Raw genomic sequence first — 20965 nt, forward strand, 5'->3', positions numbered from 1 at the left:
AGGAGACCTCCATGTCCGCCATTCCCGACAAGCCCGCACTCGAAGGTCTCGAAGCGAAGTGGGACGCCGCCTGGGCGGAGCAGGGCACATACCTGTTCGACCGTCTGCGCGCCGCCGAGCTCGGTCGTGAGGGCGTCTACTCGATCGACACCCCGCCGCCCACCGCCTCGGGCAGCCTCCACATCGGTCACGTGTTCTCCTACACGCACACCGACGTCAAGGCCCGGTACGAGCGCATGCGCGGCAAGACCGTGTTCTACCCGATGGGCTGGGACGACAACGGTCTGCCCACCGAGCGCCGCGTGCAGAACTACTACGGCGTCCGCTGCGACCCGTCGCTCCCCTACGACGCCGACTTCACCCCGCCTTTCGAGGGCGGCGACAACAAGTCGAGCCGGGCTGCCGACCAGCAGCCCATCAGCCGCCGCAACTTCATCGAGCTGTGCGAGCGCCTCACGATCGAGGACGAGAAGCAGTTCGAGGCGCTGTTCCGTCAGCTCGGGCTGAGCGTGGACTGGACGCAGACCTACCGCACCATCTCCGACGACACGATCCGGCAGAGCCAGCTCGCCTTCCTCCGCAACATCGAGCGCGGCGAGGCGTACCAGGCCCTCGCGCCGACGCTGTGGGACATCGACTTCCGCTCCGCGATCGCGCAGGCCGAGCTCGAGGACCGCGACCAGCAGGCCGCGTACCACACAATCGAATTCCCCTTCGCGGACGGCTCCGGCTCGATCGCGATCGACACCACGCGCCCGGAGCTCCTCCCCGCGTGCATCGCGATCGTGACCCACCCCGAGGGGCCGCACAAGCACCTCATCGGCACCACGGTGCGCACGCCCTATTTCGGCGCCGAGATCGAGATCCACGGCCACCACCTCGCCCAGCCCGACAAGGGCACCGGCGCCGCGATGGTCTGCACCTTCGGCGACGTGACCGACATCATCTGGTGGCGCGAGCTGCGCACCACCGCCGGCGAGTCCCTGCCGAACATGACGACGATCGGCCTCGACGGCCGCTTCCTGCCCGAGGCCCCGTCGATCGTGGCCGACGCCGACGCGCGCGCCTGGTACGCGGAGAACGTGGCAGGCAAGACCGTCTTCAGCGCCCGCAAGGCGATCGTGGAGAAGCTGCAGGAGACCGGCGACATGACCGCCGTCGGCAAGCCCTTCCAGCACGCCGTGAAGTTCTTCGAGAAGGGCGACCGCCCGCTCGAGATCGTCTCGACCCGGCAGTGGTACATCCGCAACGGCGCCCGCGACGGCGAGCTGCGCGATCAGCTCCTCGCGCACGGTACCGAGCTGGCGTGGCACCCCGACTTCATGCGGGTCCGCTATGAGAACTGGGTCGGCGGCCTCACCGGCGACTGGCTCGTGTCCCGGCAGCGATTCTTCGGCGTGCCGATCCCGCTCTGGTACGCGCTGGACGAGAACGGGGAGCGCGACTACGACCGGGTGCTCACCCCGGATGCGGCCGCGCTGCCCATCGACCCGACCACGGATGTCCCGGCCGGCTACACCGAGGACCAGCGCGGGGTGCCGGGCGGGTTCGACGCCGAGGCCGACATCCTCGACACATGGGCGACGTCGTCGCTGACCCCGCAGCTCGCGGGCGGCTGGCAGCGCGACGAGGAGCTGTGGCAGCTCACCGCTCCGTTCGACCTGCGCCCGCAGGGACAGGACATCATCCGCACCTGGCTCTTCTCGACCATGCTGCGTTCCACGCTCGAAGACGGCCGCGCCCCGTGGAAGAACGCCGCCATCTCCGGCTTCATCGTCGACCCCGACCGCAAGAAGATGTCGAAGTCGAAGGGCAACGTGGTCACCCCGGCCGACGTGCTCGACGCCCACGGCTCGGACGCGGTGCGGTACTGGGCGGCGTCGAGCCGCCTCGGCATGGACGCGGCCTTCGACCCGCAGAATCCGACGCAGGTGAAGATCGGCCGGCGTCTGGCGATCAAGGTGCTCAACGCCGCCAAGTTCGTGCTGTCGTTCCCGGTGCCCGCGGGCGCTCAGGTGACGCACGCGCTCGACGCGTCGATGCTCACGGCGCTCGACGGCGTGGTGGCCGAGGCCACCGCGGCCTTCGACCGGTATGACGCGGCCCGGGCGCTGGAGCTGACCGAGGCGTTCTTCTGGACGTTCTGCGATGACTACCTGGAGCTCGTGAAGGAGCGCGCCTACAACCAGAACGACGTGGGTCAGGCTTCGGCCGCCCTCGCGCTGCGTCTGGCCCTGTCCACGCTGCTCCGCCTGCTCGCACCGGTGCTCTCCTTCGCCACGGAGGAGGCCTGGTCGTGGTTCGAGGAGGGCTCCGTGCACACCGCTGCCTGGCCCGAGAAGCTCGGCATCGAGGGCGACCCGGCCGTGCTGGCCGCCGCGAGCGAGGCGCTCATCGGCATCCGGCGCGCGAAGACCGAGGCGAAGGCATCGCAGAAGACCCCGGTCTCCCGTGCCGCCATCGCCGCTCCCGCAGCGAAGGTCGAGGCCCTGCGCGCCGCCGCGGACGACCTCCGCGCGGTCGGCCGCATCGCCGAGCTCGAGATCACCGAGGCGGAGGAGTTCGCGGTCACCGCGATCGAGCTCGCCCCGGTCGAGGCCTCCTGATGCAGCTCGGCACGCGCTGGGCGACGGGTGCTCAGCCGCCCGCGTCGGTCCCCGAGGCGCTGCGTCCCGCGATCGCCGAGGTCGAGTCCCGGGGCCTTACCGGCCACTGGACCCTCACCTGGCTGGAGGGCCGCGCGATCGCCGAGCTCGATGCCGGCTGGGAGGTCCTCCAGACCCCCTCCGGCGAGGTCATCGCCCGCCCCTTCTGATCGCGAGACCCCGCTTCATCGTCGAGACCCCCTCCTTCCCGCGAAGAAAAGAGGGGGTCTCGATGCGTACCCGGGGTCTCGGGTCAGCGACGCGGGGCTCCGAGCTGCGCGAGGAGATGATCCACGGCGTGCGGGTCGTGACGGCGGGCCTGCTGTTCGCGGAGGAGATCGAGGGCGAGGGTCCGCCGCTGTGCGCGACGCTCGATCCGGTGTTCGACCGCGGCGGTGACCTGGTCTGCGAGGCGCAGCAGGCCACGCTCCGTCCGTGTGGGACTGACGAGGTGCAGGGTCGCGGCGGTCATGATGCCTCCGTCGTCTCGCCCGCATCGGCGGTGCTCGCCCGCGGCGATGTCGGCAGATCGAACAGCTCGGCCCGCACGGAGACCCGCCGGACATCGGGCCCGGTCTGACCTCGATAGCGTTCGATGGCCTGTTCGATGAGGTCCTCCATCTCCTGCCGCAGCGCCATGGCCTGCGCCGGCGTGACGTCGAGGTGTGTCGTGACGGTGATGCCCACGTCCCGCCACCCCTCGGGGACCTCGGACTCCGGGCGGTTGAGGTACTGCATCAGCGTCTCGTGCCGGAGCCGGAAGAACTCCGACGTCACGATCTGCGCCGCGGCACGGTTGGCCGGCGACATCTGCTCGTCCGGGCCCGGCAGGTCGATGCGTCCCTTCGGACGCTCCCACCATCGCTCCCGTGTCGTGCCCCGGCCTTCCACCTCGCGGATGAGGTCGTGGGCCGCGAGAGCGCGGAGGTGATAGCTGGTGGATCCCGAGGTCTCCCCCACGAGGGCCGCGAGAGAGCTGGCCGTCTGAGGACCGCGAGAGGCGAGCAGATCGAAGATCTTGACCCGCAGCGGATGCGCGAGCGCTTTGAGCGCCCTCGCATCCAGCGTCCGTACCTGCGTCTCGTTCGTCATGAATGCAAAGATACGCTTGCAAACACTTCTTTGCAAGCATTTCTTTGCATCTGGTCAGCTCACTGTATCCCGCGCCGCGACAAAGGCCGCCACACAGCGCTCCACCTGGTCGGGGGTGTGCGCGGCGGAGAGCTGCACCCGGATACGCGCCTTGCCCCGCGGCACGACCGGGAAGCTGAACGCCGTCACGTAGACACCCTGATCCTGCATCGCCGCGGCGATCCGGGCGGTGAGGGCGGCATCGCCGAACATGACCGGCACGATCGGGTGCTCGCCCGGAAGCAGGTCGAACCCTTCCTCCGCCATCCGGGCACGGAACAGGGCCGCGTTGTCCCGCAGCCGCGCCCGAAGGTCGGCCGATCCCTCGACCAGGTCGAGCGCGGTCAGCGTTCCGGCCACGATGGCCGGAGCGAGGGTGTTCGAGAACAGGTACGGACGGGAGCGCTGACGCAGCAGCGCGACGATCTCGGCGTGCGAGGCGACGTACCCGCCGGAGGCGCCGCCCAGCGCCTTGCCGAACGTGCCGGTGTAGATGTCCACGCGATCCGCGACGCCGCACAGCTCCGGCGTTCCGCGTCCGTTGTCGCCGACGAAGCCGACCGCGTGCGAGTCGTCCACGAAGACGAGGGCGTCGTAGCGCTCCGCAAGGTCGCAGATCTCGGCCAACGGGGCGATGTAGCCGTCCATCGAGAAGACGCCGTCGGTCACGATCACGCGGAAGCGGGCATCGGCGGCCGCCCGCAGCTGCTCCTCCAGGTCCGCCATGTCGCGATTGCGGTAGCGGAGCCGGCGTGCCTTCGACAGCCGGATCCCGTCGATGATGGACGCGTGGTTCAACTCGTCCGAGATGATCGCGTCCTCGGCGGAGAACAGCGTCTCGAAGACACCGCCGTTCGCGTCGAAGCAGGAGGAGTAGAGGATCGCGTCATCGGTGCCGAGGAAGTCCGCGAGCCGACGCTCGAGTTCGAGGTGCTGCTCCTGCGTACCGCAGATGAAGCGGACGCTCGCGAGCCCATACCCCCACTCGTCGAGCGCCGTGCGCGCCGCAGCGAGGATCCGGGGGTCGTCGGCCAGCCCCAGGTAGTTGTTGGCGCAGAAGTTGAGCACCTCGACGCCATCGGCCGTGATCTCCGCCCGCTGCGGGCCGCGGATGCCGCGCTCGTGCTTGGTGAGCCCGGCCTCCTCGATCCCTGCCAGCTCCTGCGCCACATGGTCTTTGAAGGTCGCGTACATCACAGCTCCGTCCAGTCGAGGATGATCTTGCCCGTGCCGGCGGACTCCGCCGCCGCGAATCCGCGCTCCCAGTCGCGCGCCGGTACGACCTCGGCGATCACCCGGGCGATCGCTTCGCGCAACGTCGCACTCGTCTGCAGCATCGCCCCCATGGCGTTCCAGGTCTCGAACATCTCCCGGCCGTAGATCCCGGTGATCGTGAGCATGTGCGTGACGAGCTTGCCCCAGTCGATGTCGAACCCGGTCGACGGCAGCCCGAGCATGGCGATGCGTCCGCCGTGGTTCATGTTGTCGATCATCGCCGGGAGCGCCGATGCCGCGCCGGACATCTCGAAGCCGATGTCGAACCCCTCGCGCATCCCGAGCGCCCGCTGCGCGTCGCGGATCTCCTGGCGGGAGACGTCGACGACCTCGTCGGCTCCCATCCCTCGTGCCATCTCCAGCCGCGGCGCGCTCACGTCGGTCCCGACGATGAAGCGGGCGCCCGCATGCCGGGCGACGGCGATCGCCATCAGGCCGATCGGCCCGCACCCGGTGACGAGCACGTCCTCGCCGACGAGGGGGAAGCGGAGGGCGGTGTGCACGGCGTTGCCGAGCGGGTCGAAGATCGCGCCGAGCTCCGGGGCGACCTCGGAATGGTGGACCCACACGTTCGTCGCCGGAAGCGAGAGGTACTCGGCGAAGGCGCCGTCGCGCTGCAGCCCGAGTCCGATCGTGCGGATGCACATCTGCCGGCGTCCGGCACGGCAGTTCCGGCATGTGCCGCAGACGATGTGCCCCTCGCCGGACACCCGGTCGCCGACGGCGATGTCGTGGACGAGCGGCCCGACCTCGACGACTTCCCCGTAGAACTCGTGTCCCGGGATGAGGGGCGCGGCGATCGCGGAGGCCGCCCAGTCGTCCCAGCGACGGATGTGCAGATCGGTACCGCAGATGCCGGTGCGGAGGACACGGATGACGACCTCTCCGGGACCCGCGACGGGGTCGGGACGCTCCACGAGCGCGAGGCCCGCGCCGGGTTCCTCCTTGAACAGAGCTCTCATACTCTGATCTCATCGCATCCATTGCTGTAGAACAATCGTCATCTTCTGCATTGTCTCTATAGCGCCGTCTAAACTATAGGAGTGGAACTCCATCAGCTCCAGATCCTCCGCGAGCTTGGAGCCTTGGGCAGCGCGACCGCCGTCGCCGAAGCGCTCCGGGTCACCCCCTCCGCGGTCTCGCAGCAGCTCGCCGCGCTGCAGCGCTCCTTCCCGGCCCCGCTCACCCGTCGCCAGGGGCGCACCCTCGTGCTGACCGCCGCCGGCGAGGTACTGGCAGCAGCCGGAGCCGAGGCCATCGATGCGATGGCGGCGGCGCGCCACGCCCTGGACGACTTCGAGGGCGCGGCGACGGGAGAGGTCAGCGTCAGCGGCTTCCACAGCGTCGGTCAAGCGCTCTTCGGCCCGCTCGTCCGCGAGCTGTCCGGGAAGGAGCACGCGCCGACCGTCCGCCTCACGGACGAGGACGTCGCGCAGAGCGAGTTCCCCGGCCTCACCGCGCGGTACGACCTCGTCCTCGCTCACCGGATGGAGCACTCCGCCCCGTGGCCGAAAGACGGCATCCGCACCGTCGGTCTCATCCGGGAACCCCTGGACGTCGCCGTCGCCACCGACCACCCTCTCGCCGATCGCCGCACTCTCTCACCGGACGATATCGCCGACGAGCAGTGGGTGACGAGCCGCGTCGGCTACTCCCCGGACGACGTGCTCCGCGCGGTCGCCGCCGTCGCCCGCCGCCCGGTCGAGGTCCGGCACCGCATCAACGACTACGGTGCGGTGTCGGCGGTGGTCGCCGCCGGGGGCGTCGTGGGGATGCTCCCCCGGTTCACCTCGCGCAGCGTCGACGATCGCGACATCGTACGCATCCCGCTCCGAGGCGTGAGCACGCACCGCATGATCGACGTCCTCGCGCGCCCGGAGAACCTGCGCCGCCGCTCCGTTCGGGTCGTCGTGGACGCCCTGCGAGAGGTGATGACCCGTCTGAGCGCGGAGCGTTCCGGGGACGGCGATGGCTAGGCTCGGAGGATGAGCGACGCCACGAACCCGCTGCTGCAGCCGTCGACCCTCCCCTTCGGGCTCCCGGACTATCGGGCCATCCGCCCGGAGCACTACCTCCCCGCCTTCCGCGCCGGGTTCGCGGAGCAGCTCGCCGAGGTCGCGAACATCACCCGCGTACGGTCGATGCCGACGTTCGAGAACACCCTCGAGGCACTGGAGAGGTCCGGCGAGCTCCTCGACCGGGTGGCGCACGCGTTCTACACGGTGAGCTCCGCCGATGCCACACCGGAGATCCAGGCGATCGACGAGGAGCTCGCGCCGCTCATGGCTGCCCATCAGGATGCGATCACACTCGATGCGGCGCTCTACGCGCGCGTGGCCTCTGTGTACGAGCAACGCGACACCCTCGACCTCGATCCTGAGCAGCGCTATCTCGTGGAGCGCTACCACCGCGAGATGACGCATGCCGGCGCCGCGCTCGGCGACGAGGCGAAGGCGCAGCTCACGGTTCTGAACCAGAAGCTGTCGGTGCTCACGAATACGTTCGAGCGGAACCTGCTGAGCGATACGAACGACCTCGCCGTGGTCTTCGACTCCGCCGCCGAGCTGGAGGGCCTGAGCCCGGGTGAGCTGTCCGCCGCCGCGCGCGCCGCGGCCGACCGCGGGCTCGACGGCCGTTACCTCCTCACCCTGCCGCTGTTCACCGGCCATCCGGCGCTCGCCCGGCTCGCGGTGCGGGAATCCCGCCACCGGATCATGGCGGCGTCCTGCGCGCGCGGATCACGGGACAACGGCAACGACAACCGCCCGGTGCTGCGCGAGATCGTGCGCCTCCGCGCCGAGCGCGCGCGCCTCCTCGGGTACCCGTCGCATGCCGCGTACATCACCGCCGACGAGACGGCGGGCTCCCCGGAGGCCGTGGAGCAGATGCTGCGCCGGCTGGCCACGCCGTCTGCGCGGAACGCCCGCGCCGAACGTGCCGCCCTCCAGGCGATCGTCGACGGGACCGAACCGGAGCCCTTCCCCGTGGCGGCCCACGACTGGGCGTTCTACACGGAGCGCGTGCGCACTGCGCGCTACGACATCGACACCGCCGCCCTGCGCCCCTGGTTCGAGGCGGAGCGCGTGCTGCAGGATGGCGTCTTCTTCGCGGCGACCCGCCTGTACGGGGTGACCTTCCACGAACGGCACGACCTCGCGGCCTACCACCCGCAGGCCCGCGTCTTCGAGGTGCGCAACGCCGACGACTCGCCGCTCGGGCTCTACGTGCTCGACCTCTACACCCGCGACTCCAAGCGCGGCGGCGCCTGGATGAACGCGATCGTCAGCCAGTCCCGCCTGCGCGGCAGCGCCCCGGTCGTGGTCAACAACCTCAACGTCCCGCAGCCTGGGGACGGCGAGCCCACGCTGCTGACGCTCGACGAGGTGACGACGCTCTTCCATGAGTTCGGGCACGCGCTGCACGGCCTGTTCGCCACGGTGACCTACCCGCACTTCGCCGGGACCAACGTGTTCCGCGACTTCGTCGAGTTCCCCAGCCAGGTGAACGAGATGTGGATCCTCTGGCCCGAGGTCCTCGACCACTACGCCCGGCACCACGAGACCGGGGAACCGCTGGATCCCGCCATCGTGGAGCGGCTGCGGGAGACCGCGACCTTCGACCAGGGTCATGCGACCAGCGAGTACCTCGCCGCGGCGTGGCTGGATCAGGCGTGGCACCGGCTCTCCGCCGAGGACACGGTGGACGATGTCGCAGGCTTCGAGGCGGCCGCGCTGGCGGACATCGGGCTCGACGACCCCGCCGTTCCGACCCGGTACTCCTCCACCTACTTCGCCCACGTCTTCTCCGGGGGGTACAGCGCCGGGTACTACTCGTACATCTGGAGCGAGGTGCTCGACGCCGACACCGTGGAGTGGTTCCGGGAGAACGGCGGCCTCACCCGCGCCACTGGGGACCGCTTCCGCGACCGGCTGCTCGGGGTCGGAGGCTCGAAGGACCCGCTGGCCGCGTACCGCGACTTCCGCGGGCGGGATGCCGAGATCGAGCCGCTCCTGAAACGCCGTGGACTGGATTCCTGAGTCGTGAGACCCTGAGCGCATGGACGCATTCCCTGACGCTCCCTTCGGCCCGACGGACAGCCTGGAGCTGGAGCCCGTTCCGCTGGCCGTCATCCGTCATGGGGGCATCCGGATCTCCGACCTCCGCGATGCCTTCGACTCCGGATACGCGGCGATCGGTGCTGCCTTCGCTGCGGGCACCCTGATTCCGGCCGGCCCGGCAGTCGCGATCTACCACGGCGATCCGATGGGCGTGTTCGATCTGGAGCTCGGCTTCCCCGTGCAGGCTCCACCCTCCGACCCGATCGCCACGGGCGACGGAACTGCCATCGTGGCGTCGGCCCTGCCGACCGGGCAGGCCGTCGCGACCACCGTCTTCGGTTCCTACGACGGCCTCGGCGCCGGCTGGGCTGGGCTGGTCGCGCGCGCCGCAGAGGCGGGGCTGCACCCGCGCGGCGTCTGGATCGAGGTCTACGTCTCGGACCCGGATGTCGCTCCCGACGAACTCCGCACCGACCTGCTCATGCCCGTGGCCTGAGCAGGCGTTCAGCTCCTATCGCCGGAGTCGGTCCATCGCCTTGTACCAGGTGAGCTGGTGGTAGCTCTGGGTGAGGTGCTCCCCCGCCCGGTCGAGAGGCAGGGACCGCACGACGATGGCCTCGTGCTCGTCCAGGGCCTGCTCAGTGACGCGCGTGCAGCCGAGAGCGAGGAAGTGATGCACTTTGTTCGTGTGCGTTCCGAAGTTCGCCCACGTCGCGCCGAGAGCCACCAGCTCACCCGCGACGCATCCGGTCTCCTCCCGGAGTTCGCGCGTCGCCGCGTCTTCCGGGCTCTCCCCCGGCTCCGCTCCCCCTCCGACGGTGCCCAACGCGAGGACTCCCGCTCCGTGGCGGTACTCTTCGACCACGATCGCGTCGCCGTCGCGATCGACGGCGAGGACGGAGACCCACTCGCCGTACTCGAGGACGTAGTACGGCGCGATCCGCCGGGCCTTCTCGTCCAGGCACTCATCCGCATGCACCGTGATCCACCGATCGGCGACGAGCGTCGTCCGCGCGACGGTCGTCCATGGAACGGGGTCGGCACCCATGGATCAGGCGCTCTTGCGCTTGCGCTCCATCACGATGGTGGGCGGGGCACCCTCGTCGACGGCCGCGCGCGTGATGATCACCTTCGCGACGTCTTCGGCAGAGGGGATCTCGAACATCACCGGACCGAGCACGTCCTCCAGGATGGCGCGGAGTCCGCGGGCCCCGGTCTTGCGCTCGACGGCGAGGTCGGCGATCGACCGCAGCGCGTCCTCCTCGAACTCCAGCTGGACGCCGTCGAGCTCGAACATGCGCTGGTACTGCTTCACGAGGGCGTTGCGCGGACCGGTGAGGATGTCGATGAGGGCGGCCTGGTCGAGCGGTGACACGTTCGTCACGACGGGCAGACGACCGATGAACTCCGGGATGAGACCGAACTTGTGGAGGTCTTCCGGGAGCACCTCGCTGAACAGGTCGAGGTCTTTGCCCTTGTCGTGCAGCGGAGCGCCGAAGCCGACACCGTGCTTGCCGACGCGCGCCGAGACGATGTCCTCCAGCCCGGCGAAGGCCCCGGCCACGATGAAGAGCACGTTCGAGGTGTCGATCTGCAGGAACTCCTGGTGCGGGTGCTTGCGGCCCCCCTGCGGCGGCACCGAGGCGACCGTGCCCTCGATGATCTTCAGCAGCGCCTGCTGCACGCCCTCACCCGACACATCGCGGGTGATCGACGGGTTCTCGGCCTTGCGGGCGATCTTGTCGACCTCGTCGATGTAGATGATGCCCTGCTCGGCGCGCTTCACGTCGTAGTCGGCGGCCTGGATGAGCTTGAGCAGGATGTTCTCGACGTCTTCGCCGACGTAGCCCGCCTCGGTCAGTGCCGTCGCGTCGGCGACGGCGAACGGCACGTTGAGGCGCTTGGCGAGCGTCTGCGCCAGGTAGGTCTTGCCGCAGCCTGTCGGGCCGATGAGCAGGATGTTGCTCTTGGCGATCTCGACCTCTTCGGCCTTCTGCTCGGCCGGCTGCAGGGTGCCGTGCGCGCGCACGCGCTTGTAGTGGTTGTAGACGGCGACGGACAGCGCGCGCTTCGCGGGTTCCTGTCCGACGACGTACTCCTCGAGGAACGTGAAGATCTCGCGGGGCTTCGGCAGCTCGAACTCGGCGACACCCTCGGCGGACGACTCCGCCATGCGCTCTTCGATGATCTCATTGCAGAGCTCGACGCACTCGTCGCAGATGTACACGCCGGGTCCGGCGATGAGCTGCTGCACCTGCTTCTGGCTCTTTCCGCAGAAAGAGCACTTGAACAGGTCAGCGCTTTCACCGATGCGGGCCATGCGCGTCCTCCTCGGGGGGATCAGGATCGTTCTTCGAGCCTAACCGCTGCATACGACACCGGGCCGCATTGGCGACGGGTCGCTCGGCGGTTCCTGCGCGAAGAGCCCCGACGCGGGCATCGCGACGGGGCTCCCCGGTGGCGGTCGTCAGACCATGCTCTTCGTGTGCCAGACCGTCTTGACCTCGGTGAAGGCGGCGATCCGCTCCGGCGAGGCGACCACGTCGCCGGGGGCGAGCACGCGCTTCAGCGTCTCCGCGGCGGCGATCTGCATGTCGACCCACTCCAGTGCGCCCGCGCCGGCGAGGTCGAGGGCGTTCACGTCCTGGTGCGAGGCGAGCCACGGCGCGATCTCCGCCGGCGAGCCGGTGAGCACGTTCACCACGCCCCCTGGCACGTCGCTGGTCGCGAGCACCTCCGCGAGACTGATCGCGGACAGCGGGTACTGCTCGCTCGCGACCACGACGACGGTGTTCCCGGCGACGAGGGCGGGGGCGACCACCGAGACCAAGCCGAGCAGCGCCGAGTCTTGCGGGGCCACGATGGCGACCACACCGGTGGGCTCTGGCACCGAGATGTTGAAGTACGGACCGGAGACGGGGTTGGCGTTGCCCGCCACCTGGGCGTACTTGTCGCACCAGCCGGCGTACCAGACCCAGAGGTCGATCGCCTCGTCGACCTGCGTCGTGGCCGCCGAGGTCGAGATGCCCTCCTGCGCCACGATCTCGTCGATGAACTGCGCGCGACGCCCTTCGAGCACCTCGGCGACCCGGTAGAGCACCTGGCCGCGGTTGTAGGCCGTCGCCCCCGACCAGCCCTTGACGGCGGCGCGCGCGGCGACGACGGCGTCGCGGGCATCCTTGCGAGAAGCCTGGGCGGCGTTGGCGAGGAAGGCACCCTTGCGGGAGACGACCTCGTAGGTGCGTCCGGACTCGCTGCGCGGGAAGGCCCCGCCGATGGCGAGCTTGTAGGTCTTCGGAACGGTCAGTCGCTTGCTCATGCTGCGGCTCCCTTGAGGTAGGCGGTGAGTCCCTGGCGACCGCCCTCGCGGCCGAACCCGGACTCCTTGTAGCCGCCGAACGGGCTCGACGGGTCGAAACGGTTGAACGTGTTCGCCCATACGACGCCCGCACGCAGCCGATCAGCGACCGCGAGGATGCGCGAGCCCTTGTCGGACCAGATGCCGGCGGAGAGACCGTACGGGGTGTTGTTGGCCTTCGCGATCGCCTCGGCGGGCGTCCGGAAGGTGAGGACCGACAGCACCGGGCCGAAGACCTCGTCACGGGCGATGCGGTGCGAAGCCTCGACGCCGGTGAAGATCGTCGGGGCGAACCAGAAGCCCTGCTCCGGGATCGCGCAGTCGGCGGTCCAGCGCTCCGCGCCCTCGGCCTCACCGATGTCGCTCAGCTCGCGGATGCGGGCGAGTTGCGCCGCCGAGTTGATCGCGCCGATGTCCGTGTTCTTGTCGAGCGGGTCACCGAGACGCAGCGTCGACAGCCGGTTCTTCAGTCGGTCGACGACCTCGTCGTGGATCGACTCCTGCACGAGCAGACGACTCCCGGCGCAGCACACGTGACCCTGGTTGAAGAAGATGCCGTTGACGATGCCCTCGACCGCCTGATCGATCGGCGCGTCGTCGAACACGATGTTCGCAGCCTTGCCGCCCAGCTCCAGCGTCAGCTTCTTGTTCGTCCCCGCCACGGCACGGGCGATGTCGCGACCGACACCCGTCGAGCCGGTGAAGGCGACCTTGTCGACGTCCGGGTGACGCACCAGGGCGGCACCGGTCGCCCCGGCTCCGGTGACGATGTTCACCACACCGGCGGGAAGATCGGCCTGCTGCAGGATCTCGGCGAAGATCAGCGCCGTCAGCGGCGTGGTCTCGGCCGGCTTGAGCACGACCGTGTTCCCGGCCGCCAGCGCGGGCGCCAGCTTCCACGCGAGCATCAGCAGCGGGAAGTTCCACGGGATGACCTGCCCGGCAACGCCCAGGGCGCGAGGGTTCGCGCCCAGACCGGCGTAGTCGAGCTTGTCGGCCCAGCCCGCGTAGTAGAAGAACCAGGACGCGACGAGCGGCACGTCCACATCACGGCTCTCCTTGATCGGCTTGCCGTTGTCGAGGCTCTCCGCGACGGCCAGCTCGCGGGCGCGCTCCTGCACGAGCCGGGCGATGCGGAACAGGTACTTGCCCCGATCGCGGCCGCTCATCCGCGACCAGACCTTGTCGTAGGCGCGACGGGCCGCGGCGACGGCGCGGTCGATGTCCGCGTCGTCGGCGGAGGCGATCTCGGCGATGTCCTTCTCCGTCGCCGGGGAGATGGTGCGGAAGGGGGCGCCGGAGCCGTCGACGAACTCGCCGTCGATGAACAGCCCGTAGCTGTCCTTGAGGTTCAGCACCGCCGTGGACTCCGGAGCCGGAGCGTATTCCAGGAATGACATGTCGGGTTTCCTAGTCGATCGTGACGTAGTCGGGGCCGGAGTAGTGGCCGGTGGTGAGCTTCTGGCGCTGCAGGAGCACGTCGTTGAGCAGGCTTGAGGCGCCGAAGCGGAACAGGTGCGGTTGGAGCCACTCCTCCCCCACGGTCTCGGCGACGGTCACCAGGTACTTGACCGCGTCCTTGGACGAGCGGATGCCGCCGGCGGGCTTCACGCCGATGCGCTCGCCCGTCCCGCGATACCAGTCGCGCACCGTCTCCAGCATGAGCAGCGTGGTCGGCAGCGTCGCCGCCGGCTGCACCTTGCCCGTCGAGGTCTTGATGAAGTCGCCGCCAGCGAGGATGCCGAGCCAGGAGGCGCGCTTGATGTTGTCGTACGTGTTCAGCTCGCCGGTCTCGAGGATCACCTTGAGCGAGGCGTACGAGCCGTCCTCACGACGGCAGGCTTCCTTGACCTGGGCGATCTGGTCGAACACCAGTCCGTAGCGCCCGGACAGGAACGCGCCGCGGTCGATGACCATGTCGATCTCGTCCGCACCGGCCGCGACCGCCTCCGCGGTGTCGGCGAGCTTGATCGCGAGGGAGGACCGGCCGCTCGGGAAGGCGGTCGCCACCGCGGCGACCGAGATGAGGCCGTCATCGGGGTCGCCGTGCAGGCTGCCGAGGGCCTCGACCGCGCCGGCGACCATGTCGCCGTAGACGCAAACCGCAGCGACGCGGGGCGTCGAGGGGTCGGCGGCGTCGGGGTTCTTCGCCTTGGCGACGAGGGAGCGCACCTTGCCGGGGGTGTCCGCGCCCTCCAGGGTGGTCAGGTCGATCAGCGTGATGATCGTGTCGAGCGCCCACGCCTTCGACGTCGTCTTGATGGAGCGGGTGCCGAGGCCGGCAGCGCGCTGCTCCAGCCCGACGGCGTCCACGCCGGGGAGGCCGTGCAGGAAGCGACGGAGGGTCGCGTCGTCCGGCTCACCGCCGAGGACGTCCACCGCCGTCCTGCGGCTGAGTTCTGTCGTCGTCACTGTTCCTCCAACAATGCTCGTGCTGTGGTCTCATCGGTCACCAGGACCCCGCACAGGCCGCTGGTCACGACCGTGCGCGCGATGTCGTGCTTGGCGGGGCCCGCCGTCACGAAGATGGCCCGCGCGGCGCCGCGCAGGCGGTCGAGCGAGACGCCGACCGTGCGGGCATCCAGCTGCGGGTCGACGATGTTGCCCTCGGCGTCGACGTAGCGCCCGAGGACGTCACCGACGGCACCGCGGCGCGCCAGCTCCTCCACATCGGCGGCGGTGAGATAGCCGTTCTCGACGTGGGCGGAGGTCGCATCGCACGGTCCGGCGGTGAACAGGAACGCCTGGGCGTCCGCGGCCTCCTCCAGCACCGCCGCGACGGTGCGGTCGCCTTCGATGGCCTGCTTCGTCTCGACGTGCTCCAGGATCGCGGGGCTCGGCAGCAGCGAGACCTGGCCGGAGGCGCGCTGGGCGATGGTCACCGCGAGTCCCGCCGCCCCGCCCGAGCGCCGGTTGAGGCTGACGCCGCCGTTGAGCTGCACGACGGTGACGCCGTTCGCCCAGCCGTCGGGCAGGGCCTCGGCCACGGCGCGGAGCGTCTTGCCCCAGCTCACGCCGAGCGTGCGCGGAACAGGGCGGAGGGCGGTCAGGAAGTCGGCCGCCGCTTGAGCGACGCGCTCCAGGGTGCCCTCGTCGCCCTCCGGCGAGGGGACGACCACGGCGTCGGTGAGCCCGAAGCGCTCCACGAGTTCGCGCTCGAGGCCGAGCCGACGGGCGCGCGGGTGGACGATCTCGATGCGGACGATGCCGCGCTGCCGCGCCTGCGTGAGGAGGCGCCCGACCTTCCAGCGGGAGATCTTCAGGAGACCACCGATCTCGTCCTGCGTCTTGTCCTCGTCGTAGTACAGCTCGGCGACCCGGACCATGAGCAGATCTTCTTCCACGATGCCCTCCTTCCTCCTCCAGGGTAAGCCGGATTCAGCGTTCGCGCACCCACCTGCTCATATGCGCACTCGCGCTATCCTCCCGCGCGCATCCGCCGGAGACGCGAAGAGGACGCCCGTCGACCGACGGGCGTCCTCTTCTGCGGATGCGGACTACGCGCGCTTGCGCGAGGTGAGCACCTGGTCGACGATGCCGTACTCCAGCGCCTCGTTGGCCGAGAGGATCTTGTCGCGATCGATGTCGCGATTGACCTGCTCGACCGGCTTGCCGGTGTGACGGGCCATGGTCTCCTCCAGCCAGGTGCGCATGCGGAGGATCTCCGCCGCCTGGATCTCGATGTCGGAGGCCTGACCGTGTCCGGCCTCCCCCATCGCCGGCTGGTGCATCAGCACGCGGGCGTTCGGCAGCGCGAGACGCTTGCCGGGGGCACCCGCCGCGAGCAGCACGGAGGCGGCCGAGGCCGCCTGGCCGAGCACGACGGTCTGGATCTGCGGCGCGACGTACTGCATCGTGTCGTAGATCGCCGTCATCGCGGTGAAGGAGCCACCGGGCGAGTTGATGTACATGGTGATGTCGCGCTCGGAGTCCTGGCTCTCCAGGACGAGGAGCTGCGCCATGACGTCGTCGGCCGACGCGTCGTCGACCTGCACGCCGAGGAAGATCACGCGGTCTTCGAACAGCTTGTTGTACGGGTCCTGGCGCTTGAAGCCGTAGGCGGTGCGCTCCTCGAACTGCGGCAGCACATAACGGCTGGAGGGCAGGTTTCCGGCGGACTGGAACGTGGGTGTGTACATGGTGTCCTCTCGAATCCTTACTCGACGCCCGTGCCGCCGCCGCCGGTGACGTCGCTGGCGTGCTCGCGGATGTGGTCGACGAAGCCGTACTCGAGGGCCTCCTCCGCCGTGAACCAGCGGTCGCGGTCGCCGTCGGCGTTGATCTGCTCGACGGGCTTGCCGGTCTGCGAGGCGGTGATCTCGGCGAGGCGCTTCTTCATCGACAGGATGAGCTGCGCCTGGGTCTGGATGTCGCTCGCCGTGCCGCCGAAGCCGCCGTGCGGCTGGTGCAGCAGCACGCGGGCGTTCGGCGTGATGTAGCGCTTGCCCTTGGTGCCGCTGGTCAGCAGCAGCTGTCCCATGGACGCGGCCATGCCGATGCCGACGGTGACGATGTCGTTCGGCACGAACTGCATCGTGTCGTAGATCGCCATGCCCGCGGTGATCGACCCGCCGGGCGAGTTGATGTAGAGGTAGATGTCCTTCTCGGAGTCTTCGGCGGCGAGAAGGAGGATCTTCGCGCAGATCTCGTTGGCGTTGTCGTCTCGCACCTCCGAGCCGAGCCAGATGATGCGGTCCTTCAGCAACCTGTCGAAGACGCTTGTCGCGACGAGGGGTTCAGCCATGTCAGCTCCTGCTTCCGTGTTTCAGTGATTCGAATCTACCGGCGCGCGCACAGCCCCTAGGTCGTGTTCGCCGTCGGCATATCAGGTGTCGCTGGCGGCGATCTCGTGCGCGTACGCCGTCATCGACCGGTGATAGCGCGGCAGGTGCGGGACGAGCGCGAGGATGGCAACCGACAGGCCCTGAGCGGGCCGGCCGGCGCTCGCGAGGATGAGGGCGTGCACCACCGCGACCGCGTCGCGATACGGCCCGTCCGCCGCCAGTTCCTCCTCGGCGCGGATCACCCGTAGCGCCTCGTCGTAGTCTCCGAGGTTGCGCAGCGAGCTCGCGAGCTGGATCACACACTGGGGGCGATGCTCCTCGTCGAGGCCAAGGGCCAGAGCGCGGCGGTACAGCTCTACGGCCTCCGCCGGGCGTCCCGCGGAATCGCGAGCACCGGCGCGCTCGAACTCGGCCCGGGCGTCGTCTGCACCCCGTTCGGCGGCGAGAGCGTCGATGCGGGCGATCGTCTCGTCGCCGACCTCCTCTCCGGAGGCCTCCGCCCACACCTGCTCGATGCGATCGTCCCAGCTCGTCATCCCGTGATCCTTCCCTCGATGAGAAAGAGGGCGGATGCCGCAGCACCCGCCCTCTTCACTCGACTATGCCGATCACTCGGCGGCGTCGGCGTCCTTCTTGGCCGGAGCCTTCTTCGCCGCCGGCTTCTTGGCGGCGGGCTTCTTCTCCGCGGCGGGCTTCTCGTCCGCGTCGGCGTCCTTCTTGGCGGCCGGCTTCTTGGCGGGGGCCTTCTTCTTCGCGGCCGGCTTCTCCTCGGCCTCGGGGGCCTTCTCGCCCTCGGCCTCGGCCTCGTCGTCGGTCACGACGAAGTCGGAGAGGTCGACGGCCTTGCCGTTGGTGTCCACGACCTTGACCTTGCCCAGGGCGATCGCGAGCGCCTTGTTCCGGGCGACCTCGCCGACCAGCGCGGGGAGCTGGTTCGAGGACTGCAGCGCCTCCACGAACTCCTGCGGCGCCATGCCGTACTGCGCGGCGGACTGAATGAGGTACTGCGAGAGCTCCTCCTGCGAGACCTGCACGTCGGCCTGCTCGGCGATCGTGTCGAGCAGCACCTGCGTGCGGAACTGCTTCTCGCTGGCCTCGGTCACCTCGGCGCGGTGCACGTCGTCCTCGAGACGACCCTCGCCCTCGAGGTGGTTGTGCACCTCGTCCTCGATGAGCTGCGGCGGGACGGGGATCTCGATCTGCGCGAGCAGCGTCTCGACGAGCTTGTCGCGGGCGGCGGAGCCCTGCGTGAAGACGCCCTGCTGCTCCACGCGCTCGCGCAGGCTGTCGCGCAGCTCGGCGATCGTGTCGAACTCGCTCGCGATCTGCGCGAACTCGTCGTCGGCCTCGGGGAGCTCGCGCTCCTTGACCGCCTTGACGGTGACGGAGACCTCCGCCTCCTTGCCGGCGTGGTCGCCGCCGACGAGGGCGGAGCGGAAGGTGGTGTCCTCACCGGCGGTGAGCGACTCGATCGCGTCGTCGATGCCCTCGAGGAGCTCGCCGGAGCCGATCTCGTACGAGACGCCCTCGGCGCGGTCGATCTCGGCGCCGTCGATGGTGGCGACGAGGTCCAGCTCGACGAAGTCGCCCGTGGCCGCGGGGCGGTCGACGGGGATGAGCGTGCCGAAGCGGGCGCGCATGTTCTCCAGCTCCGCGTCGAGGGCGGCCTCGTCGGCCTCCACGGCGTCGACCTCGAGGGTGATGCCCGCGTAGTCGGGCAGTTCGATCTCCGGGCGGACGTCGACCTCGACGTCGACGAGGAGGTCGCCCGAGAAGTCCTTCTCGTTCGGCCACTGCGTGATCTCGGCCGACGGGCGGCCGACGATGCGGAGCTTGTGCTCGGCGGTCGCCTCGCGGAAGAACTTGTCCAGGCCCTCGTTCACGGCGTGTTCGATGACGGCGCCGCGGCCGATGCGCTGGTCGATGATCGGAGCGGGCACCTTGCCCTTGCGGAAGCCGGGGATCTGGACGTCCTGCGCGATGTGCTCGTAGGCGTGCGCGATGCTGGGCTTGAGGTCGTCCGGGGTGACCGTGATGGTGAGCTTGACCCGGGTCGGGGTCAGCTTCTCGACGGTGCTGTTCGCCATGCTGGTGTGTTCTCCTTGTGGTTTCCGCGCGGAACGCGGCTGGAAGGTCGTGGGGTCGAGTCGGGGCGACAGGAGTTGAACCTGCGACCTCCCGCTCCCAAAGCGGGCGCTCTACCAAGCTGAGCTACGCCCCGGGGAATCCGCACGCAGATTCAGCCCCATCGAGTCTAACGGACAGGAGCACGCCCGACCGTCCGCTATGATCGATGGAGTCCGGACTCCGGTTCCGGGGGTGTAGCTCAATGGTAGAGTCTCAGTCTTCCAAACTGATTGCGCGGGTTCGATTCCCGTCACCCCCTCCACGTCGTCACCTCGGTCGAATACGCTGACAGGATCAGCTCCCGACCGGAAGGCCTGCCGAGATGAGCGCCTCGTGACCGTCCCTCCCCCGTCGGTGGCTGCGACCGCCTCGGGGCCGGCTCCGGGCGGGCACCGTCTCCCTCCCGTCGTCTCCTCCGCTCCCGTCCCGCCACGATCGCCGCGTGACCGGCGACGGCTCAGGGGCGTCCTCGCCGGCACCGTCGGCACGGTCGCGGTGTTGACGGGTCTCGGCATCACGCAGCTTGTCGCGAACCAGGGATATGACGAGGCCGCCAGCGGGGTCGAGGACGCCACTCGATCGGTGACCGCCCAGCAGACGGAACTCCGGCAGCGGACCGCCGATCTGATCACGGCGACGGATGCCGGCCACGTCATCATCGACACCGGCGCGCCCGCCCTCGCCGTTCCCGAGGACCTCTGGGCGGCCCTGGACTCCGCCGTGGCGGAGGGCGAGGCCACCGGCGCCGAGGCCGAGGACGTCCTCGCGACGCGACTCCCGGCAGACGAGACGAAACCCGGCTGGTTCTGGGACCTCTTCGCCGCGACGAGCCGTCTCGCCGAGGACCAGAGCATCCTGCGCGACGTCGCCGAGTCGATGGACAGTGCCTCCACGTCCGCCGCCGCGAGCGTGGACGCGGTCCGGACGAACGGCGTGGCCGTGCTCACCGCCGCAGCCGAGGCCGCCGGTGCCTTCGAGAGCGCGCATCCGTCGACCCGCAACGCCGCCGTGATCGCTCTGCGCGGAGCCGCCGCGGATGCCCTCGCCGTCACCGAGGTCGACGACGCGGCCGCGGCGGCCTACGTCGCCCTGCAGAAGGCGGCGACCGCGGTCGTCTCGGCGGAGAATGCGGAACTGGCGGAGAAGGCGGGACCGCTCCGCGCCGCCCGACTGGCGATCGAGGCCTTCGCCCGGTCCCTCGCCCCCGGGGTCCTGCTGGAGTTCGACTGGGCCCCCGTCGTCAACGGCGCCGGGTACAACGGCAGCATGGGCGGATACACGACCTGGTGGTGGGACACGCCGGGACGCGCAGTCATCGAGCTGTCGGACTCGGTCGCGGAGCAGTGGCCAGCGGAACGCAGCAAGGCGCTCGTCGCCCACGAGGTGGGCCACGCCATCAGCGTCAAATGTCAGGACCTGTACGACTCATCCACCCAGGACAGCATCGAGAAGTGGGCGACGGCTTGGGCGATCAGCATGGGCTTCACGGACGATGCGAACGGGGTCTGGGCCTACGGGTATCCCCCGCAGAACTACATCGACGCGGCGGCCGGCTGCCGCTGAGACGGAAGAAGCCGCCGTGGTCGC

20 protein-coding genes and 2 tRNA genes are annotated in these 20965 nt (G+C 69.6%); 7 read left to right on the top strand and 15 right to left on the bottom strand.

Features of this window, described 5'->3' with window-relative positions; translation table 11 throughout:
• Positions 1-11 precede the first annotated feature (11 nt).
• Both valS and BK819_RS13325 read left to right on the top strand, forming a co-directional pair.
• Positions 12-2606, top strand: coding sequence for a valine--tRNA ligase (gene valS, locus BK819_RS13320; RefSeq protein WP_071329568.1), 2595 nt, complete (start codon positions 12-14; stop codon positions 2604-2606).
• Positions 2606-2815 (top strand): hypothetical protein, encoded by a 210-nt coding sequence (locus tag BK819_RS13325; RefSeq protein ID WP_071329569.1) that lies wholly within the window; start codon positions 2606-2608, stop codon positions 2813-2815. Before valS ends, BK819_RS13325 begins: the two co-directional genes overlap by 1 nt.
• Positions 2816-2898: 83 nt before the next feature.
• Here BK819_RS13325 and BK819_RS13330 read toward each other — a convergent pair whose 3' ends face one another.
• The 4 genes from BK819_RS13330 to tdh are packed head-to-tail and all read right to left on the bottom strand — an operon-like array spanning position 2899 to position 6013.
• The gene (locus BK819_RS13330) at positions 2899-3117 is read right to left on the bottom strand and encodes a hypothetical protein (RefSeq protein ID WP_071329570.1); all 219 of its coding nucleotides are present in this window, start codon (positions 3115-3117) and stop codon (positions 2899-2901) included.
• Entirely contained in the window at positions 3114-3737 is a 624-nt protein-coding gene (locus tag BK819_RS13335) for a transcriptional regulator (protein ID WP_071329571.1), read from the bottom strand. Before BK819_RS13335 ends, BK819_RS13330 begins: the two co-directional genes overlap by 4 nt.
• A gap of 54 nt (positions 3738-3791) precedes the next feature.
• Positions 3792-4970, bottom strand: a complete 1179-nt coding sequence (locus tag BK819_RS13340) for a glycine C-acetyltransferase (RefSeq protein WP_071329572.1) — start codon at positions 4968-4970, stop codon at positions 3792-3794.
• A complete protein-coding gene (gene tdh / locus BK819_RS13345) occupies positions 4970-6013 on the bottom strand; it encodes an L-threonine 3-dehydrogenase (protein ID WP_071329573.1) in 1044 nt (347 codons plus the stop codon). The genes BK819_RS13340 and tdh overlap by 1 nt, the downstream gene beginning before the upstream one ends.
• An 81-nt stretch (positions 6014-6094) precedes the next feature.
• On the opposite strand from tdh, the gene BK819_RS13350 reads away from it, so the two are divergent.
• The 3 genes from BK819_RS13350 to BK819_RS13360 are packed head-to-tail and all read left to right on the top strand — an operon-like array spanning position 6095 to position 9605.
• The gene (locus tag BK819_RS13350) at positions 6095-7027 is read left to right on the top strand and encodes a LysR family transcriptional regulator (protein ID WP_071329574.1); all 933 of its coding nucleotides are present in this window, start codon (positions 6095-6097) and stop codon (positions 7025-7027) included.
• A gap of 9 nt (positions 7028-7036) precedes the next feature.
• The gene (locus tag BK819_RS13355) at positions 7037-9088 is read left to right on the top strand and encodes a M3 family metallopeptidase (protein ID WP_071329575.1); all 2052 of its coding nucleotides are present in this window, start codon (positions 7037-7039) and stop codon (positions 9086-9088) included.
• Between the two features lie 19 nt (positions 9089-9107).
• Positions 9108-9605 (top strand): GyrI-like domain-containing protein, encoded by a 498-nt coding sequence (locus tag BK819_RS13360; protein ID WP_071329576.1) that lies wholly within the window; start codon positions 9108-9110, stop codon positions 9603-9605.
• 15 nt (positions 9606-9620) lie between these two features.
• Here the strand turns inward: BK819_RS13360 and BK819_RS13365 are convergent, their stop codons facing one another.
• From BK819_RS13365 to BK819_RS13415, 11 genes are all read right to left on the bottom strand, one after another.
• Complete coding sequence (locus BK819_RS13365) at positions 9621-10157, bottom strand: NUDIX hydrolase (protein WP_071329577.1); 537 nt, start codon at positions 10155-10157, stop codon at positions 9621-9623.
• A gap of 3 nt (positions 10158-10160) precedes the next feature.
• Positions 10161-11429 (bottom strand): ATP-dependent Clp protease ATP-binding subunit ClpX, encoded by a 1269-nt coding sequence (clpX, locus tag BK819_RS13370; protein ID WP_025105011.1) that lies wholly within the window; start codon positions 11427-11429, stop codon positions 10161-10163.
• A gap of 147 nt (positions 11430-11576) precedes the next feature.
• The gene (locus tag BK819_RS13375) at positions 11577-12428 is read right to left on the bottom strand and encodes an aldehyde dehydrogenase family protein (protein ID WP_071329578.1); all 852 of its coding nucleotides are present in this window, start codon (positions 12426-12428) and stop codon (positions 11577-11579) included.
• Complete coding sequence (locus tag BK819_RS13380; protein ID WP_071329579.1) at positions 12425-13867, bottom strand: aldehyde dehydrogenase family protein; 1443 nt, start codon at positions 13865-13867, stop codon at positions 12425-12427. The genes BK819_RS13375 and BK819_RS13380 overlap by 4 nt, the downstream gene beginning before the upstream one ends.
• Positions 13868-13877: 10 nt before the next feature.
• Positions 13878-14879, bottom strand: coding sequence for a deoxyribose-phosphate aldolase (gene deoC / locus BK819_RS13385; RefSeq protein WP_143049305.1), 1002 nt, complete (start codon positions 14877-14879; stop codon positions 13878-13880).
• On the bottom strand, positions 14876-15811 hold the full coding sequence (locus BK819_RS13390) for a sugar-binding transcriptional regulator (protein ID WP_060921184.1): 936 nt from the start codon (positions 15809-15811) through the stop codon (positions 14876-14878). Before BK819_RS13390 ends, deoC begins: the two co-directional genes overlap by 4 nt.
• Positions 15812-15964: 153 nt before the next feature.
• Entirely contained in the window at positions 15965-16606 is a 642-nt protein-coding gene (locus BK819_RS13395) for an ATP-dependent Clp protease proteolytic subunit (RefSeq protein ID WP_025105017.1), read from the bottom strand.
• Between the two features lie 17 nt (positions 16607-16623).
• The gene (locus tag BK819_RS13400; RefSeq protein ID WP_025105018.1) at positions 16624-17211 is read right to left on the bottom strand and encodes an ATP-dependent Clp protease proteolytic subunit; all 588 of its coding nucleotides are present in this window, start codon (positions 17209-17211) and stop codon (positions 16624-16626) included.
• Positions 17212-17292: 81 nt separating this feature from the next.
• Complete coding sequence (locus tag BK819_RS13405; protein ID WP_071329580.1) at positions 17293-17787, bottom strand: tetratricopeptide repeat protein; 495 nt, start codon at positions 17785-17787, stop codon at positions 17293-17295.
• Positions 17788-17859: 72 nt separating this feature from the next.
• Positions 17860-19338 (bottom strand): trigger factor, encoded by a 1479-nt coding sequence (gene tig / locus BK819_RS13410; protein WP_071329581.1) that lies wholly within the window; start codon positions 19336-19338, stop codon positions 17860-17862.
• 60 nt (positions 19339-19398) lie between these two features.
• Positions 19399-19472 (bottom strand) — tRNA-Pro (locus BK819_RS13415).
• Between the two features lie 94 nt (positions 19473-19566).
• Between BK819_RS13415 and BK819_RS13420 the strand changes: the two genes are divergently transcribed.
• Positions 19567-19640 (top strand) — tRNA-Gly (locus BK819_RS13420).
• 71 nt (positions 19641-19711) lie between these two features.
• Positions 19712-20941 (top strand): hypothetical protein, encoded by a 1230-nt coding sequence (locus BK819_RS13425; RefSeq protein ID WP_071329582.1) that lies wholly within the window; start codon positions 19712-19714, stop codon positions 20939-20941.
• The last annotated feature ends 24 nt before the right edge of the window (positions 20942-20965 follow it).

The sequence above is a fragment of the Microbacterium sp. LCT-H2 genome (assembly GCF_001866135.1).
Lineage (GTDB): Bacteria > Actinomycetota > Actinomycetes > Actinomycetales > Microbacteriaceae > Microbacterium.